General features: G+C 69.9%; 6 protein-coding genes. All 6 read left to right on the forward strand.

The window, feature by feature from the left end; all coding sequences use genetic code 11:
* Positions 1-29: 29 nt before the first annotated feature.
* The gene (locus CLV30_RS04485; protein ID WP_106535960.1) at positions 30-6734 is read left to right on the forward strand and encodes a ThuA domain-containing protein; all 6705 of its coding nucleotides are present in this window, start codon (positions 30-32) and stop codon (positions 6732-6734) included.
* A 130-nt stretch (positions 6735-6864) separates the two neighbouring features.
* The gene (locus CLV30_RS04490) at positions 6865-11598 is read left to right on the forward strand and encodes a ThuA domain-containing protein (RefSeq protein WP_205740424.1); all 4734 of its coding nucleotides are present in this window, start codon (positions 6865-6867) and stop codon (positions 11596-11598) included.
* A 184-nt stretch (positions 11599-11782) separates the two neighbouring features.
* On the forward strand, positions 11783-12502 hold the full coding sequence (locus CLV30_RS04495; RefSeq protein ID WP_106535961.1) for a hypothetical protein: 720 nt from the start codon (positions 11783-11785) through the stop codon (positions 12500-12502).
* Positions 12503-12566: 64 nt separating this feature from the next.
* Positions 12567-13760 carry an ROK family transcriptional regulator gene (locus CLV30_RS04500; protein WP_106535962.1) on the forward strand — a complete coding sequence of 398 codons (1194 nt, stop codon included), beginning with the start codon at positions 12567-12569 and terminating at the stop codon, positions 13758-13760.
* Positions 13761-13959: 199 nt separating this feature from the next.
* Positions 13960-16092 carry a PQQ-dependent sugar dehydrogenase gene (locus CLV30_RS04505; protein WP_106535963.1) on the forward strand — a complete coding sequence of 711 codons (2133 nt, stop codon included), beginning with the start codon at positions 13960-13962 and terminating at the stop codon, positions 16090-16092.
* A gap of 482 nt (positions 16093-16574) precedes the next feature.
* Positions 16575-17882 (forward strand): ROK family transcriptional regulator, encoded by a 1308-nt coding sequence (locus CLV30_RS04510; RefSeq protein WP_106535964.1) that lies wholly within the window; start codon positions 16575-16577, stop codon positions 17880-17882.
* Position 17883 lies beyond the last annotated feature (1 nt).

Here is a 17883-nt window from a genome sequence, read left to right on the forward strand (position 1 = left end):
CTGATGCTCTTTCCCTGGAGGAAACCCTGATGTACGTGGCTCTACGCCAGCGGTGGGGACGGCTGTTAGCCGTAGCCCTCACCGTCGCACTCGCATTCTCACTGCTCAACGCCTTACCGTCGCAGGCGCAGGAGGAACCGCCTGCCGCGGAGGACGCCCACGTCCTGATCTTCACGAAGACGGCGGCGTACCGGCACACCGAGGCCATCAACCAGGGCGTCCCCGTCCTCGAGACGTCGCTGGCCGACGCCGGCATCACGTCCGAGCACACCGAGGACTCGACGATCTTCAACGACGAGGACCTCGCCCGGTTCGACGCGCTGATCATGTTCCAGGCCTCCGGTGACCCGTGGACCGCCGACCAGAAGGCGGCCCTGGAGCGGTACCAGCAGGGCGGCGGCGGCATCGTCGCGGTTCACAACGCCGCGGACATGCGCGGTGGCTACCAGTGGTGGGACGACCTGATCGGGTCGTTGATGCCCGGGCACGCCGCCACCGGGACCAGCCCGGGCCAGCCCGGCACGGTCCGCGTCGAGGACCAGACCCACCCGTCCACCCAGCACCTGCCGCAACGGTGGGACCGCGCCGACGAGTGGTACAACTTCTCCACCAACGTCCGTGGTGACGCGCACGTGCTGGCGACCATGGACGAGACCACGTACGACCCCGGCAGCAACGCCATGGGCTACGACCACCCGATCTCGTGGTGCAAGCCGTACGACGGCGGCCGCGCGTGGGTGACGGCCATGGGTCACTTCGGTGCGCACTACACCGAGGAGCCGGCGTTCGTGCAGCACATCATCGGCGGTGTCGAGTGGGCCGCCGGTATCGCCGAGGGTGACTGCGGCGGTACGAAGTGGGACCAGTTCGAGCGGGTCTCCCTGGACGAGAACACGAGCGCGCCGTTCGCGATCGACGTCGCCCCCGACGGGCGGGTGTTCTTCACCGAGCTGGTTCGCGGGCAGATCCGCGTGTACGACCCGGAGACCCGGACCACCGACACGGCCATCACCATCCCGGTGTACTCCGGCGGTGAGGACGGCCTGCTCGGCATCGCCCTGGACCCGAACTTCGCGGACAACGGCTACCTGTACGTCTACTACTCGCCGGCCAGCGAGGACGACACCGACCCGGCGAACTTCTACAACCGGCTGTCCCGGTTCACGGTCGGCGCGGACTCGCAGATCGACCCCGCGTCCGAGTCCGTGATGCTGGAGGTGCCGGCACGGCGGCTGCCCGACGAGCCGGGGCACACCGGCGGCGGCCTGGAGTTCGGCCCGCAGGGCAACCTCTACCTGGGCGTCGGCGACGACGTGAACCCGCACTCCGAGCCGTCCGGTGGCTACGCCCCGCTGTCCGAGCGTGAGGGCACGTTCCACGACGCCCGCGCGACGTCGGCGAACACGAACGACCTGCGCGGCAAGCTGCTGCGGATCACGCCGCAGCCGGACGGCAGTTACACGATCCCCGAGGGCAACATGTTCCCGGAGTCCGAGGACACCCAGGACAAGACCCGCCCGGAGATCTACGCGATGGGCTTCCGTAACCCGTTCCGTTTCACCATCGACGACGAGACCGGTGCGATCGGCATGGCCGACTACTCGCCGGACAACGGCACCGACAACCCGGACCGCGGCCCCGCCGGTATCGCGGAGTGGAACCTCATCACCGAGCCCGGCTTCTACGGCTGGCCGCTGTGCATGGGCAACAACGAGCCGTTCAAGGACGTCGACTACACCACCGACCCGGTGACCGTCGGCGACTCGTTCGACTGCTCCAACCCGGTCAACGACTCGGTGCGCAACACCGGGCTGACCAACCTGCCGGCGGCGAAGCCGGCCGACATGTGGTACGGCTACCAGCGTTCGTCGGTCCCCGAGGTCATTCCGCAGGGCGGCGGCCTGGCGCCGATGGGCGGGCCGTTCTACAACTTCGACCCGGCGCTGGAGTCCGACACCAAGTTCCCGGAGTCGTACGACGGCAAGGCCTTCTTCTACGAGTGGTCGCGCAACAAGATGTACACACTCATCCCGAACGGTGACACCACGGAACTGGAGAAGGTGAACCCGTTCCTGCCGGAACAGGAGTTCCTCGCGCCGATCGACTCGGAGTTCGGGCCTGAGGGCTCGATGTACGTGCTCGACTGGGGCGGCGGCTTCGGCCGCGACAACCCGAACTCCGGGCTGCACCGCATCGACTACGTCTCCGGGTCGCGATCACCGGAGGCGAACATCACCGCCACACCGGACTCCGGGCACGCCCCGCTGGAGGTCTCGTTCGACGGCAGCTCCAGCACCGACCCGGAGGAGGAGCAGCTCACCTACGAGTGGGACTTCACCAGTGACGGCACGGTGGACGCGACCGGGACGACGGCGACGCACACCTACGACGCGAACGGTGTGTACGACGCCCGGCTGACGGTCACCGACCCGCACGGCAAGACGGGGACGACCACGGTGCCGATCACGGTCGGCAACACCCGCCCGGAGGTGGACTTCGGGTTGCCGCCGAACGGCTCGTTCTTCGAGTTCGGTGACGACATTCCGTGGGATCTGACCGTCACCGACGCCGAGGACGAGTCCATCGCCGACGCCGACGTCGTCGTCCAGCCGGCACTCGGGCACAACGGGCACGCTCACTCGGGCGCTCCGTTGTCCGGCCGGACCGGCACCGCGACGACCTCACTGGGCGGTGGCCACGGCGAGGACATGAACGTGTTCTACGTCCTGGACGCCCGATACTCCGACAGCGGAGGCGAAGGGGACATCCCGTCGCTGACGGGGTCCGACACCACGCTGCTGTTCCCGAAGAAGCGGGAGGCGGAGTTCTACGACGAGGCACAGGGCGTCACCGCGTCGAGTTCGCGTGACGTCGAGGGCCACGGCGACGCGATCACCGGATCGGACGGTGCGTGGGCGTCGTATGCGCCGGTCAACCTGTACAACGTCGACGGCCTGACGGTGCGCGCCGCCGCGCCGGACGGCGGCACCATCGAGTTGCGCAAGGGCGCTCCCGACGGTGAGCTGCTGGGGACCGCCGAGATCCCGGCCACCGGGCCGACCGGCTACACCGACGTCACCGTGCCAGTAGCCAACACAGGCACGGACACGCCTGATTCCTTCACGCTGTACGCGGTGTTCCCCGGGGCCGGCGAGCGGAGGCTGAACTTCGTCGAGGCCGAGGGCAAGGGCGCGGCGACGACGTCCAAGCCGGAGGTGGCGATCACCTCTCCGGCGGCCGACGACCAGCTGGAGCCGGGCGCGATCGAGGTCACCGCCGAGGCCAGCGACGAGGAGAACGCGGTCACTCAGGTCGAGTTCTTCGCCGACGGCGAGTCGATCGGCGTGGACGACACCGCGCCGTACGCCACGACGTGGGACGTCACCGAGAAGCGGCGCTACGACCTCACCGCCGTGGCGACGAACGACAACGGCGACAGCACCACGTCGCGCATCGTCCGGGTCGAGGTCGGTGACCTGTACGGGAACTGGCTGACCTACAGCAACGCCGGTGCGACGTTCGATCGCCCGGACACGGACACCTGGATCGTCAACTCCGGCGGCGGGAACATGTGGCAGGGCACCGACGAGTACGGTGCGGCCTACCTGCCGGCGGCCGCCGGTGAGCAGTGGACGGCGACGGTGCGCATCGACGGCCAGTCCGGGACCGAGGACTCGGCCAAGGCCGGGCTGATCGTGCGCAACGACGTCACCCAGCCGGGGTCGTCAGCGGGCTACGCGGCCCTGGTCATGCGGGCAGGGCTCGAGTTCGAGTGGCTGCGTGACACCGACGGCAACGGCGAGCTCGACGCGAGTGACGGCGGGGGCACGAACGGGCACCCGGCGTGGGTTCGCCTCGTCCGCGACGGCGACCAGTACACCGCGTACTGGAGCAAGGACGGCCAGGAGTTCACCGCGATCGGTGACCCGGTCACGCTGCCCGGTGCCACGTCGGCGCAGGACATCGGCGTCGCGGTCACCGCGCACAGCTCGACCGAGACGAACCGTGCCCAGTTCAGCGGGTTCACGCTGACCAACGAGGTGTGGACGCCGGAACCGGAACCGGACCCGGACCCCGAGCCGGGACCGGTCTGCGAGAAGGGCCAGTCCGACCAGTTCGACGGGGCGGAGCTGGACACCAGCCGGTGGAGCACGGTGCGCAACGCCGAGGGGATGCCCGCCACCGTCGCCGACGGCGCGCTGACGCTGCCGGTGACCGACGGCGACATCAACGAGGCCGCCACCGGGCCGATCAGCTACGTGGGCCAGCCGGCCCGCGACGGGGAGTGGACGGTCGAGACCCAGGTGTCGATCGAGCACACCCGCGAGTGGCAGCACGCCGGGCTCCTGTTGCACGGCACCGACGACGACTACGTCAAGGTGGCGTTCACCAGGAACGCGTCCGGCGGCCGGCTGTTGGAGTTCCAGACCGAGTCGGGCGGTTCGCGGACGTGGCACGACAACGTGACACTGCCGGCGGACTTCCCGTCCACCGCACACCTGCGTCTGAGCAGTGACGGTTCGCAGCTCACCGCGGCGTACTCCGCCGATGGTGAAACCTGGACCGATCTGGCGGGCGCGGCGTCGGTCATCGATGGCGCGACCATCGGGCTGATGGCGGCCGGCGACACCGGCACGCCGGAGGTCGACGCGGTGTTCGAGCACTTCACCGTCACCCCGGACACCGACGACGATGGTGTTCGTGCGCCGTCGGACGAGTTCGACGGTGACGCTGTCGACGGGTGCCGCTGGAACTCGGTGGTCCGTTACGACTCGTCGGCGGTCTCCGTGGCCGACGGCCAGCTGCGCATCCAGACCCAGCCCGGCGACATCAACGGTGGCGCCAACGAGGATCCGAGCAACTTCATCCTGCAGGATCTTCCGGCGGGCGACTGGACCGTCGAGACCCAGCTGACGCCGACGATGCTGCACCAGTGGCAGCTCGCCGGCCTGATGGTGTACGGCGACGACGACAACTACGTGAAGTTCGACGTGGCCGCGCGGAACACGCCGGACACCGCGACCGATCTCGGAGCCGAGCTGGTCTCCGAGCAGGGCGGCGACTTCGGCGCCGGCGGCAACCGGCAGCTCGACGTCGCGGAGTCGACCGAGAGCGGCAAGTACCAGCTGCGCCTGACGAAGTCCGGAACCACCTACAGCGCCGAGATCAGCGGCGACGGGGTGAACTGGACGTCGCTGGGCGAGCCGGTGACCAACGACGCGGAGCTGGACTCCTTCGGCCTGATGGCCATCGGACCCCAGCAGCAGGAGCCGGTCACGGTCGGCTTCGACTACTTCCGGGTCACCAGCGACGGCGGCGAGGACACCACGGCGCCGGCCGTCACCGCACGGCAGCTGGGCGAGGTGACCGGTGAGTTGGTCAAGATCCCGGGGCGCACCGACCTGGACGTGACCGGTGAGGTGACGATGGTCCGCTCGTCGGACAACGGCACCGCGGTGGACGTCCGCGTCGAGGGCCTCGACCCGGGGTCGACCTACCCGTCGCACCTGCATGCCGGTACCTGCGCGGAAGGCGGCGGGCACTACATGCACGACTCGGACGGTTCGCCGGAGCCGCCGAACGAGATCTGGCTGTCGTCGTCGGCGGACCCGAAGGGTGAGCTGGAGGCGAACAGCCAGGGCGTCGCCGTCGGATCCGGCTCGGCGAGCTGGGTCGCGCGTCCGGTCGAGCTGGGCGTCATGGTGCACGACTCGGAGTTCCCGGGGCTGCCCATCGCCTGCGCCGACCTGGATCAGGGCGGACCGCAGACGCTCGAGCTGACCGCCGACGACGGCTCCGGCTCGGGTGTGGACTCGATCGAGTACCGGTTGGCCGGTGAGGAGCCGACCAGCTACGACGGGCCGGTCACGTTCGACGAGCCCGGCGACTACACGGTCGAGTACCGGGCGACGGACGCGGCGGGCAACGCCGGACAGTGGCAGTCGCTGTCGTTCACCGTGGCCCCTGACGACACCACCCCGCCGACCGTGGACGTGCAGGTCGACCCGGCCGAGCCGACCGGCTCGAACGGGTGGCACGTCGACCCGGTCACCGTCACCGCGACGGCGGCCGACGACGGCGGCGATGTCACCGTCGAGTACCGGGTCGGTGACGGCGAGTGGACGGCGTACGACGGCCCGGTCGAGGTCGCCGACGACGGCGTGCACGAGCTGGCGTTCCGTGGCACCGACGAGGCCGGCAACGTCTCCGAGCCGGTTTCGGCGTCGGTCCGGCTGGACGCGACGGCGCCCGAGGTGACGGTGTCCGGTGTCGAGGACGGCGGATCCTACGATCTCGGCGCCGAGGTCGAGCTCGGCGCCGCGGCCGAGGACGCGGTGTCCGGCGTGGCCGGTGTCGAGCTCCGGCTCGACGGTGAGCCGGTGGACAACCCGTCCACCGTCACGCCGCTGGCCGGTGCGCACACGCTGACCGCGGTGGGCACCGACGAGGCCGGCAACACCACCGAGGTCACGGTCGAGTTCACGACCTTCGTGAACTACGAGCTGGCGCGGTCGCTGGTCCAGCAGCTGCACGACGACGGGCTGGTGACCACGTCCGAGGCCAACCGGATGCTCGGGCATCTGCGGGCGGCCGAGGAGACCGCCGAACACCGTCGGGCCCGGCAGGCCGAGGCCGCGCTCGACAGGTTCGCCGCAGTGGCCGAGGGAGTCGCGGACGAGGAGGTGAGAGCGCAGCTGCTCGCGGTCGCGGACGCGCTGCGGGCGCAGCTGTAGGTCGTGTGGTCGGCAGGGGGCGGGGCCGGTCCGGCGGTCGCCGCCGGCCCGGTCCCCCCTGCCGACCACCACAACACAGGGCCGGGAGATCCAGGGGCGCCGTGTCAGTTCCACGACAAGAGGAGGCGTTGTGAGAGACGATCCGAGACGGGTCCGAACGAGATCGTTACGACGTGGTGCCGCTGTCGTCCTGGGCGCGGCCGTGCTGACCCCGCTGGGTCTGAGCGCGACCGCCGCACCGGCGCCATTGCCCGCGGCCGACGAACCGGCGTCCGGTGACGCCGACACGTCGGCGGTGGAGCCGATGCACGCGGAGTTCGACGTCCTGGTCTTCAGCAAGACCGCCGGCTTCCGGCACTCGTCCATTCCGGACGGGATCGCCGCCATCGAGACACTGGGGGAGGCGAACCACTTCGGCGTGACGGCCACCGAGGACGCGTCCGCCTTCACGACCGAGAACCTGGCGCAGTACGAGGCCGTCGTCTGGCTGTCCACCACCGGCGACGTCCTGAACGAGCAGCAGCAGGCCGCGTTCGAGGACTACATCGCCTCCGGGGGCGGGTACGTCGGCATCCACGCGGCCGCCGACACCGAGTACGACTGGCCCTGGTACCACGGGCTGGTGGGCGCGTACTTCGACTCGCACCCGCAGATCCAGCAGGCCGCCGTGGACGTCACCGACTCCGTGCACCCGTCGACCGCGCACCTGCCGCGGCGCTGGGAGCGCACCGACGAGTGGTACAACTACCAGACCAACCCGCGCGGCGACGTGCACGTGCTGGCCGAGCTCGACGAGTCGAGCTATGACGCCGGCGACGGAGCCATGGGGGCCGACCATCCCATCGCCTGGTGTCACGACTACGCCGGCGGACGCGCCTGGTACACCGGCGGCGGGCACACGTCCGACTCGTTCACCAACGAGCCGGCGTTCACCGAGCACGTGCTCGGGGGCATCATGACCGCCGCCGGGCAGGCCGAGGCCGACTGCGGCGCGACCGTCGACGCCAACTTCGACCAGGTGACGCTGGCGAAGGGCCAGGAGGAGATGGGCGAGCCGATGGGCGTCGCCGTGCTGCCCGACGGCAGCGCGCTGCACACCGCGCGCTCCGGTCAGGTCTACTACACCGCGGCCGCCGGCGAGACCAGCCTGGCTGCAGAGGTGCCGGTGTACGACTTCCGCGAGGACGGGATGCAGGGCATCGCGCTCGATCCGAACTTCGAGGAGAACCGCTGGGTCTACCTCTACTATTCGCCGGTGCTCGGCACACCGGAGGGCGAGGTGGCGCACAGCAGCCTCGACCCGAGCGTGTGGGAGGCCTACGAGGGCCACAACAACCTGTCCCGGTTCAAGTTCGTCGACGGCCAGCTGGACCTGGAATCCGAGCAGGTCGTCATGCAGGTGCCGCAGGACCGCGGCAACTGCTGTCACCACGGCGGCGACATCGACTTCGACGCCGACGGCAACCTGTACCTGTCGACGGGTGACGACTCCGACCCGTTCGAGTCCAACGGGTACTCTCCGATCGACGACCGCGCCGACCGGGCGCCGCAGTTCGACGCGCGCCGCACCTCCGGCAACACCAACGACCTGCGCGGGAAGATCCTGCGCATCTCGGTGAACGCGGACGGTTCGTACACCGTCCCCGAGGGCAACATGTTCCCGGAGTCCGCGGACACCGAGGACAAGACCCGTCCGGAGATCTACGCGATGGGCTTCCGCAACCCGTTCCGCATCAGCGTCGACGAGCCGACCGGCGACGTCTGGGTCGGCGACTACGGGCCGGACTCCGGCAGCGCCGGGCGCTACGGCCCCGCCGGGCAGGTCGAGTTCAACCGCATCACCGAACCGGGCAACTTCGGCTGGCCGTTCTGCACCGGGAAGAACACCCCGGAGGAGACCTACGTCGAACGCGAGTTCACCGCGTACTACGGCGAGGACCCGAACACCGGCGAGCCGGACCCGAACGACGGCATGAACGATCCGATCGGGGAGAAGTTCGACTGCGCCGGCGGCCCGACGAACGACTCGGTGCTCAACACCGGCCTGTCGACGCTGCCTCCGGCGGAGCCGGCCTGGATCCCGTACAACGGCGGATCGGTGGCGGAGTTCGGCAGCGGCAGCGAGTCGCCGATGGGCGGTCCCGTCTACCGTTACGACCCGCAGTTGGAGTCGCAGACGAAGTTCCCCGAGTACTACGACGGGCAGTTCTTCGGCTACGAGTTCGGCCGGCAGTGGATCAAGAACATCAGCGTCGCCGAGGACGGATCGCCGCAGCACATCGGCGCCTTCTCGGACGGCGTCGTGGACAACACCCAGCTGATGGACCTGGAGTTCGGTCCGCAGGGCTCGCTCTACGTGCTCGACTACGGCACCGGGTTCTTCGGCGGGGACGAGAACTCCGCGCTGTACCGCGTCGACTACGTCAAGGGGACACGTTCGCCGGAGGCTATGGCCTCGGCGAGCCCGACCTCGGGGCAGGCCCCGCTGACGGTGGAGTTCACCTCCGAGGGGTCGAACGACCCGGACCCGGGTGACACGCTCAGCTACGCCTGGGACTTCGACGGGGACGGCACCACCGACTCCACCGAGCAGGCGGCGTCGTACACCTACACCGAGAACGGCGAGTACACCGCGACGCTGACGGTCACCGACCAGACCGGCAACGAGGGCGTCGCCACGGCGCACATCGTCGTCGGCAACACCGCGCCGGTGGTCGAGGTCGTCCAGCCGGCGAACGGGCAGACGTTCTCGTTCGGCGACGAGATCGACTACGAGGTGTCCGTCACCGACCCGGACGGCATGCCCGTCGACTGCTCGAAGGTCGAGGTGACGTTCGCGCTGGGGCACGACCAGCACACGCACGGCGGCGAGACCGTCAACGGCTGCTCCGGCACCCTGACCACCGGAGCGGACGCCTCGCACGGCACCGACGACAACATCTTCGGGCTGATCCTGGCCGAGTACACCGACACGCCTCCGAACTCCGACTCCGCGCCGGTGACCGGGTCGACGAGGATCGTCCTGCAGCCGAAGCACCGGCAGGCCGAGCACTTCTCGAACCAGAGCGGTGTGCAGGTCGTCAACCATGGTGCGGCCGAGGGCGGTGCCCGCATCGGCTACATCGACGACGGCGACTGGGTCTCGTTCGAGCCGTGGAACCTCACCGGTGTCGAGTCGGTCGGGATGCGCGTGTCCGCCGGCGGTCCCGGCGGCACCGTCGAGGTGCGCATGGGCGCTCCGGACGGGCCGCTGGCCGCGACCGTTCCGGTGCCGCACACCGGCAGCCCGGACAACTACGTCCAGGTGCCGCCGGTGGCGGTGGACGACCCGGGCGGCACCGACGAGCTGTTCCTGGTGTTCCGCGGTGACGGCGGCGGGCTGATGGACATCGACGCGATGAGGTTCAGCTCCGAGCAGGCCGCCTGCCCCGACCCGGACGCGCCGGTCGAGCCGGACGACGAGTTCGACGGCGACGGTCTGGACCGGTGCCGGTGGTCGAGCATCCTGCGGCCGGACCTGGCGCACTACGAGGTTGCCGGCGGGCAGCTGCGCATCGACGCGCTCGAGGGTGACATGCACGGTGGCAACACCAGTGCCAAGAACGTCGTCCTGCAGGACGTCGCCGACCCGGCCGCCGGGTTCGAGGTGTCGACACAGCTGTCGCTGCCTGCCGGCGGCGACTACGAGCAGGCCGGTCTGATGGTGCACTCCGGTGACCAGAACTTCGCCAAGGCGGTTCTGATCAACATCCCGAACGTGGGGTGGCGGTTCGAGTTCGGCCAGACCACCAACGGTTCAGCCGTGTTCGATGCCGCACTCGACCGCTCCGGCGAGCTGCCGGAGGGCATCACCGAGAACGCCCACGTCAAGATCGTCAGCGACGGTCACGTGCTGACCGCGTACTGGTCGGCCGACGGCGAGGAGTGGACACGGTTCGGCCGGCCGCGCCCGCTGTCGCAGATGCCGAACCCGAAGGTCGGTCTGGCGGCGTTCAACGGCGAGGGCCAGACGGCGGCGTTCGAGCACTTCCGGATGGCGGAGTACACGCCGCCGCAGTGCGAGGCGACTCAGCCGGAGCCGGGCTACCGCAGCCTGTTCGACGGCACCGAGGCCAGCCTCGAGGGCTGGCAGATGGCCGGTCCCGGCGGGTTCGCCTACACCGGGTGTGATCTGTTCTCGTACGGTGGCATGGGCCTGTACTGGTACGACGAGGCCTTCGAGTCGTACAGCCTGAAGCTCGACTGGAAGATGCTCGGCGACGACAACTCCGGTGTGTTCGTCGGCTTCCCCGACCCGGGCGACGACCCGTGGGTGGCGGTGAACAAGGGTCACGAGATCCAGATCGACGCGACCGACGATCCCACCCACACCACCGGGTCGATCTACGGGTTCCAAGGCGCTGACCAGGAAGCCCGGGACGCAGCGCTGAACCCGCCGGGGGAGTGGAACTCGTACGAGCTCCTCGTGCAAGGCGACCGGATCCAGGTGTTCCTGAACGGTGTGAAGATCAACGATTACACCGACACCGACCCGGCCCGGATGAACGCGCCGAGCTACATCGGGCTCCAGAACCACGGCGGCGCGGACGACGTGTACTTCCGCGACGTCCGGATTCAGGAGTTCACGTTCGCCAACGCCACCACCCTGGTCGACGACTACTACCAGGCGGGAGCGCTGAACCGGCGGCAGGAGCGTCAGGTGGTGAAGCATCTCGAGGTCGCCGAGCGGCTGTCCGGTCGTGGTGTGACCGAGCAGGCCGGTGAGGCGCTCGACCGGTACGCGGACGTGGCCTCGGAGGTCGAGGACGAGCAGGTCCGCACCGAGCTCCTCGACATGGGTGAGGCGCTGCGAGAGCAGCTGTGATCGTGGCGTGGGTAGGCGCCGCCCTCGCCCGCGGCTCGTGCTTCGCCGATGCCCGACCGCACCATGGCCGGCGCCGACCCACGTAACGCTTCATCTGTCATCCGAAGGGAAAGGAGACGTCACCGTGCGAGGCCGAAGTCCTGAGAACGTGGCGGGCAAACGCAACGGGTCCCGGAGACCGGACTTGCGCGGCGGACGGGGGACCGGTGCCGGCCGGTCCTCGGCCCCGGCGCCGGAGCGGGCATCCCTGCTCCGGCGCCGGGGATCCACGATCATCACCGCGACCTCCGTCGTCGTGGCGGTGGCGGCGGTGATCGTCGCCGTCGTCGTGACGGCGGACGCCGGCGAGGAGACACGAGCCGAGAAGATCGACGACCGGGTGGCCGAGCTGCGCGCCGCCGAGCAGGAACGCAACGCCGAGGTCGTCGTCGACCTGACCGACATGGCGGTGTCCGTGCACGGCGACCTGGTGCCGATGCTCGACACGCTGAACGCCGCGCTTCCGGTCGACGAGGGCACCTCGCCGGTGCCGGCCACACCCGGCGACGTCGAACGATGGCGGTCGACGGTGAAGGACGCGCTCGCGACCTTCGGCAACCCTCCGTCGGCCTCGACCGACATCAACACGGCACGGAGCGGACTGATGCTGGCCGTCGAGCTGCTGGGCTCGTCGGTCGACGCGTACGGCCTCGCGCTGGACGCGCAGAAGCCCGAGCGTGCCCGGCTGGAGCAGCTGGCATCGGACCTGCGGACGCAGGCGGTGGACGCGTGGGCGGTCGCGTCGACGAAGCTCGACGTGCTCAACGTCGACGCCGGGCACGGGCACGTCCACGTGTATCTGCCGAAGCGTCCCGGAGAGGAGGCACAGGGCCCGCACGGCAACAGCGGGGAGAGCGAACACTGACGCGCTCCGGGCGCACCGTGCCGACTTTCGACGCGGTGCTGCGAAAGCGTGGCACGATGAATGTATGACGCACTCGCTCGCGGGACGACCGGAGACCGCGACACAGGCCAAGGTCCTCAAGTACCTGCGCGACGAGGGCCCGCTGTCGCGCGTCGAGCTGGCCGATCGGCTCGGGGTGTCGCGCACCACCATGGCCAGCGAGGTCGGGCGGCTGACGGAGCTGGGCCTGGCTGAGCCGGCCGGACCGGCTGCTTCGCGCGGCGGGCGCCGCTCCACCCTCGTCGACCTGTCGGCCGAGGTCCGGTTCGTGGGCGTCGCCATCGGCGCGACCGCGACGTCGGTGGCCGTGACCGACGGGCGGCTGAAGGTGCTCGCCCAGCGCTACGTCGAGCTGGACGTGCGTCAGGGCCCCGAGCACGTACTGGCAGAGGTGCTCGAACTGACCCGGAAGGTGCTGGCCGAGCAGGGCATCGAACGTCCCGCCGGCGTCGGCGTCGGCGTGCCCGGGCCGGTCGACTTCCACGGCGGCGTGCCGGTGTCGCCGCCGATCATGCCCGGCTGGGACGGGTATCCGGTGCGCGACGCGATGGCTCGCGAGTTCGGCTGCCCGGTGCTGCTGGACAACGACGTGAACGCGATGGCGCTGGGTGAGCAGCACTCCGGGGTGGCGAAGTCGGCGCGCGACTTCCTGTTCGTCAAGATCGGCACCGGTATCGGCTGCGGCATCGTCGTCGACGGGCAGCTGTACCGCGGCGTGGACGGCTGTGCCGGCGACGTCGGGCACATCCGCATCGAGGAGTTCGGTCCGACGTGCGCGTGCGGCAACACCGGGTGTCTCGAGGCGTTCTTCGGCGGGGCGGCGCTGGCGCGCGACGCGCTGGCGGCGGCGCGTTCGGGGCGCTCGCCGGCGCTGGCGGCTCTGGTCGAGCAGAAGGGCGAGCTGACCGCCGCGGACGTCGCGGCCGCGGTCGCTCAGGGCGACCCGTACGCGGTGCAGCTGATCCGCGACGGCGGGCACCGGGTCGGCTGGGTGCTGGCGAGCCTGGTGTCGTTCTTCAACCCGGGGCTGATCGTCATCGGGGGCCGGGTGGCCCGGCTCGGGCATCCGCTGCTCGCCGAGATCCGCGGCGTCGTCTATCGGCGGTCGCTGCCGCTGGCGACCGGCAACCTGCCGGTGGTGCTCAGCGAGATGGGCGACGACGCCGGCGTCGTCGGCGCGGCGGCCTTGATCAGCGACGTCGTCTACGCCGCCGGCTAACCCGTCCTGCTCCGAAAATGATCACGTTCCGCATGGAATTCCATGCGGAACGTGATCATTCCCAGGGGTGGGCGGGCTTTTGTGGGGGTGTGGGCGAACTTTGTGATCAGAATGACGAAACTTCGCCGGATGTATTGACACTTCTGAAACATGCCGTTTGTCTGTGTGTCATACAAACTCCAGGCGATCGGAGGCACCCATGCGGAGACTCATCGGGATGGCCGGAGGGGCGCTCGTGGCGTCCACTCTCGTTGCCATGCCGTCCGCGACGGCCCAGCAGGCCGGCCCCACGGACAGCCCGGCACCCCCACCGGACGAACAGTTCCAGAAGGTCACGTTGAACGACACCCCCGGTGAGCCGATGGACCTCGCGGTGCTGCCGGACGGACGTGTGCTGCACACCACCCGCCCGGGTGAGGTGTGGCTGCACGACCCGGACACCGGGCTGAACACGCTGGCCGCCGAGCTCGACGTCTACCAGCACGACGAGGAGGGGCTGCAGAGCATCGCGCTCGACCCCGGCTTCAACGGCACCACCAACACCGGGGTCTATCTCTACTACTCGCCGCCGATGGACACGCCCGTGGACGACCCGGCGACGCCGGACGTGAACGAAGGCGACGCCCCGCTGTTCGGCGAACCGGCCGACTTCGAGCCGTTCGAGGGCGTGATCCGGCTGTCGCGGTTCGAGCTGGACGGCGACGAGCTGGACCTGTCGACCGAACAGCAGATTCTCGACGTTCCGGTGGACCGCGGCATCTGCTGTCACGTGGGCGGCGACATCGTCTTCGACAGCGACGGGAACCTGTACCTGTCCACCGGCGACGACACCAACCCGTTCGAGTCCGACGGGTACGCACCGATCGACGAGCGCGCGGACCGCAACCCGGCGTTCGACGCGCAGCGCAGCTCCGCGAACACCAACGACCTGCGCGGCAAGGTGCTGCGTATCGACCCGGAGCCGGACGGTTCGTACTCGATCCCGGAGGGCAACCTGTTCGAGCCCGGCACCGAGGGCACCCGCCCGGAGATCTACGCCATGGGGCTGCGTAACCCGTTCCGGATCGAGATCGACCCGCACGACGACACCCTGTACGTGGCCGACTACTCCCCGGACGCCGGCAGCGCCGACCCGGAGCGCGGGCCGGCGGGCACCGGCAAATGGCTGAGCGTGGAGGAGCCGGGGAATTACGGCTGGCCGTACTGCATCACCTCGGAGCTGCCGTACGTCGACTACGACTTCGCCACCGAGACGTCGGGTGAGCCGTTCGACTGCTCGTCGCCGGTGAACGAGTCGCCGCACAACACCGGGCTCACCGAACTGCCGCCGGTGACACCGGCGGAGGTGTGGTACTCCTACGACGAGTCGTCGGAGTTCCCCGAGCTGGGCTCGGGCGGGATCGGCCCGATGGCCGGCCCGGCGTACGACTTCGACGTGCGCGACACCCGCGGCCGGGCGCCGGTGGCGTGGCCGGAGTACTACGACGGCGTCCCCTTGTTCTACGAGTGGACCCGCGACTACGTGAAGGCGTTCCATCTCGACGACGACGGCGACGTCGCCAGCATCGAGGACGTGATCCCCTCGATCGTCACGAACCACCCGATGGACATGGAGTTCGGTCCGAACGGCGCGCTGTACATCCTGGAGTACGGAGCCGGGTACTTCGCCGAGAATCCGGGGGCGCAGCTGGCGCGGGTCGACTACATCGGACCCGGCGGCAACCACACCCCGCAGCCGGTGGCCGCGGCCGACCCGTCCGCGGGCCAGGCACCGCTGACTGTGCAGTTCTCCAGTGAGGGGACGACGGACGCCGAAGGTGACCGGCTGATCTACGAGTGGGACTTCGACGCCGACGGCACGGTCGACTCCCGCGAGCAGAACCCGACGCACACCTACGGCGAGAACGGGCTGTACCGCGCCACCCTGAAGGTCACCGACATCGGCGGCCGCGACCGGCGCAAGTCCGCCTCGGCCGAGGTCGAGGTGGTCGTCGGGAACGACCGGCCGGTGGTCGAGTTCGTCACGCCGACGGACGGGGACTCCTTCTCGTTCGGCGACACGGTCGAGTACGAGGTCCAGGTGACCGACGACCAGCCGTTCGACTGCGAGGCGGTGACGGTGACCTACATCCTCGGTCACAACGACCACGGCCACCCGCAGACCACCGCCAACGGCTGCACGGGAACCATCGAGACGACCGAGCCCAGCGGGCACGACCCGGAGGTCGACGACCTGCACGGGGTCTTCGACGCGACCTACACCGACCCGGGCGGTGACGGGCTGCCGCCGCTGACCGGTCGGGACCGCGTGGTCCTCGAGCCGGCCGGCTGACGGGCGACTCCCGGTTCTCCCGTGATCATCGGCAGGTTCCCGCCCAGGTGACGGCGAACCGCCGATTATCACGGGGGTCGGCCGCATACTTTGTCCAACCGTGTGCGGAAGTGATGCGGCCGTTTCGGGGACTTGTCGCATCTCGCCGTTATAACAATCACGTTACGCGCGCCGCCGTCCCGATCGATCCCGCGAGCGTTCCCGGTCGCGCTCGGCGGCGCAGTGATCGATTCCGACACAGATCAGTGCAGGTCAGACCATCACCTCTGGTCCGCAGTGCGGTGCCTGGAGCCGTCTGATGGTGGATGTCGTGTTCCATCCGGATGTATCGCGGTTTCCCGCGAGGTGAAGAAACTACCGATAACCCTCTTGACCGTTGATGCCGCCCGTTCCTAGTTTGTTTGTTCATCCGACGAACAAGCGTGACCTGGCTCACGGCAGCGTCACCACGGTCCCGGCGAGTCGAGAGGGGAGGCACCCGAATGAGCGACGGCCAGCTCCCCGACCGCGGTGCCGTCCCCGTCGACCACGTCTCGCTGCGCAGGCACAACCTCGCCGTGGTCCTGGGCAACCTGCGCGAGTCCGGGCCGCGCTCGCGGGCGCGCATCGCCACTGACACCGGCCTGAACAAGGCCACCGTGTCCAGCCTGGTGTCCGAGCTCAGCGACCTCGGGCTGGTCCGCGACGGCGAGGTCGAGCGCGGCGGCGGCGTCGGGCGACCGGGCCAGACCGTCGAGGTCGACGGCCGCGTCTGCGGCCTCGGTGTCGAGGCCAACGTCGACTACATCGCGGTGCTCGTGCTCGACCTGCGCGGCGAGGAGGTCCTCTACCGCCGGACGCCCGTCGACGTGCCCGGTCTCGGAGCTCAGCGCACGCTCGACGAGCTCGCTCGCGCCATTCGGTCCGCCGTGGCGGAGCTGCGGGACGGCGGACGTGACGTCGCCGGCGTGACCGTCGCGCTGCCCGGCATGGTCGAGACCACGCCCGGCGTGCTCCGGCACGCGCCCAACATCGGCTGGCAGCAGGTGCAGGTCGCCGACGAGCTGACCGCCCGCCTCGCCGCGGCGGACGGCGACGACGGGACCGCCCGCGTCGCGTGCCCGATCCGGGTGGACAACGACGCCAACCTCAGCGCCCTCGCCGAGTACGTCATGGGCTCGTCGGCCGGTGTCGCGGATCTCGTGCACCTGACCGGCGAGACCGGCGTGGGCGGCGGTGTCATCGCCGACGGCCAGCTGTTGCGCGGCACGCAGGGCTTCGGCGGCGAGATCGGGCACATGCCCATCGGCAATCCGTCCCAGCCCTGCGGCTGCGGACGGTTCGGCTGCTGGGAGACCGCCGTCGGCCTGGCCGCGCTGCTGCGCGAGGTCGCCGACCCGGACGACACCACCATCACCGACCCGTCGGTGGACCTCGACATCCGGCTGGCGGAGATCCGCCGCCGGGCCGAGCTGGGCGACGGGCGCACGCTCCGCGGGCTCGAGGCCATCGGCACCGCGCTCGGGCTCGGGGCGGCCATCCTGGTCGACCTGCTCAACCCGAGAGTCATCGCGCTCGGCGGGTACTTCGCGGTGCTGGGTGACTTCTTCCTGCACGCGATGGAGACCGAGCTGGACAAGCGCGTCGTCCTGCCCGGCCGCGGCGGCTGCCGGATCGTGCTGTCGTCGCTGGGCTTCCGCGCCGCCTGCCGTGGGGGTGCGCACGTCGCGCTCGAAGCGGTGCTGACCGACCCGGCGTCGGTCGCGACGCCGACCGCCGTCGTCGCCGAAGTTCCCGGAGGTATGGCGTGAC

This window comes from Haloactinopolyspora alba, from assembly GCF_003014555.1.
Lineage (GTDB): Bacteria > Actinomycetota > Actinomycetes > Jiangellales > Jiangellaceae > Haloactinopolyspora > Haloactinopolyspora alba.

Bases quoted from the DNA above. Each gene is read 5' to 3' on its own strand.
- CLV30_RS04485 (WP_106535960.1), top strand. From the start codon at position 30: ATGTACGTGGCTCTACGCCAGCGGTGGGGACGGCTGTTAGCCGTAGCC.
- CLV30_RS04505 (WP_106535963.1), top strand. From the start codon at position 13,960: ATGCGGAGACTCATCGGGATGGCCGGAGGGGCGCTCGTGGCGTCCACT.
- CLV30_RS04510 (WP_106535964.1), top strand. From the start codon at position 16,575: ATGAGCGACGGCCAGCTCCCCGACCGCGGTGCCGTCCCCGTCGACCAC.
- CLV30_RS04500 (WP_106535962.1), top strand. From the start codon at position 12,567: ATGACGCACTCGCTCGCGGGACGACCGGAGACCGCGACACAGGCCAAG.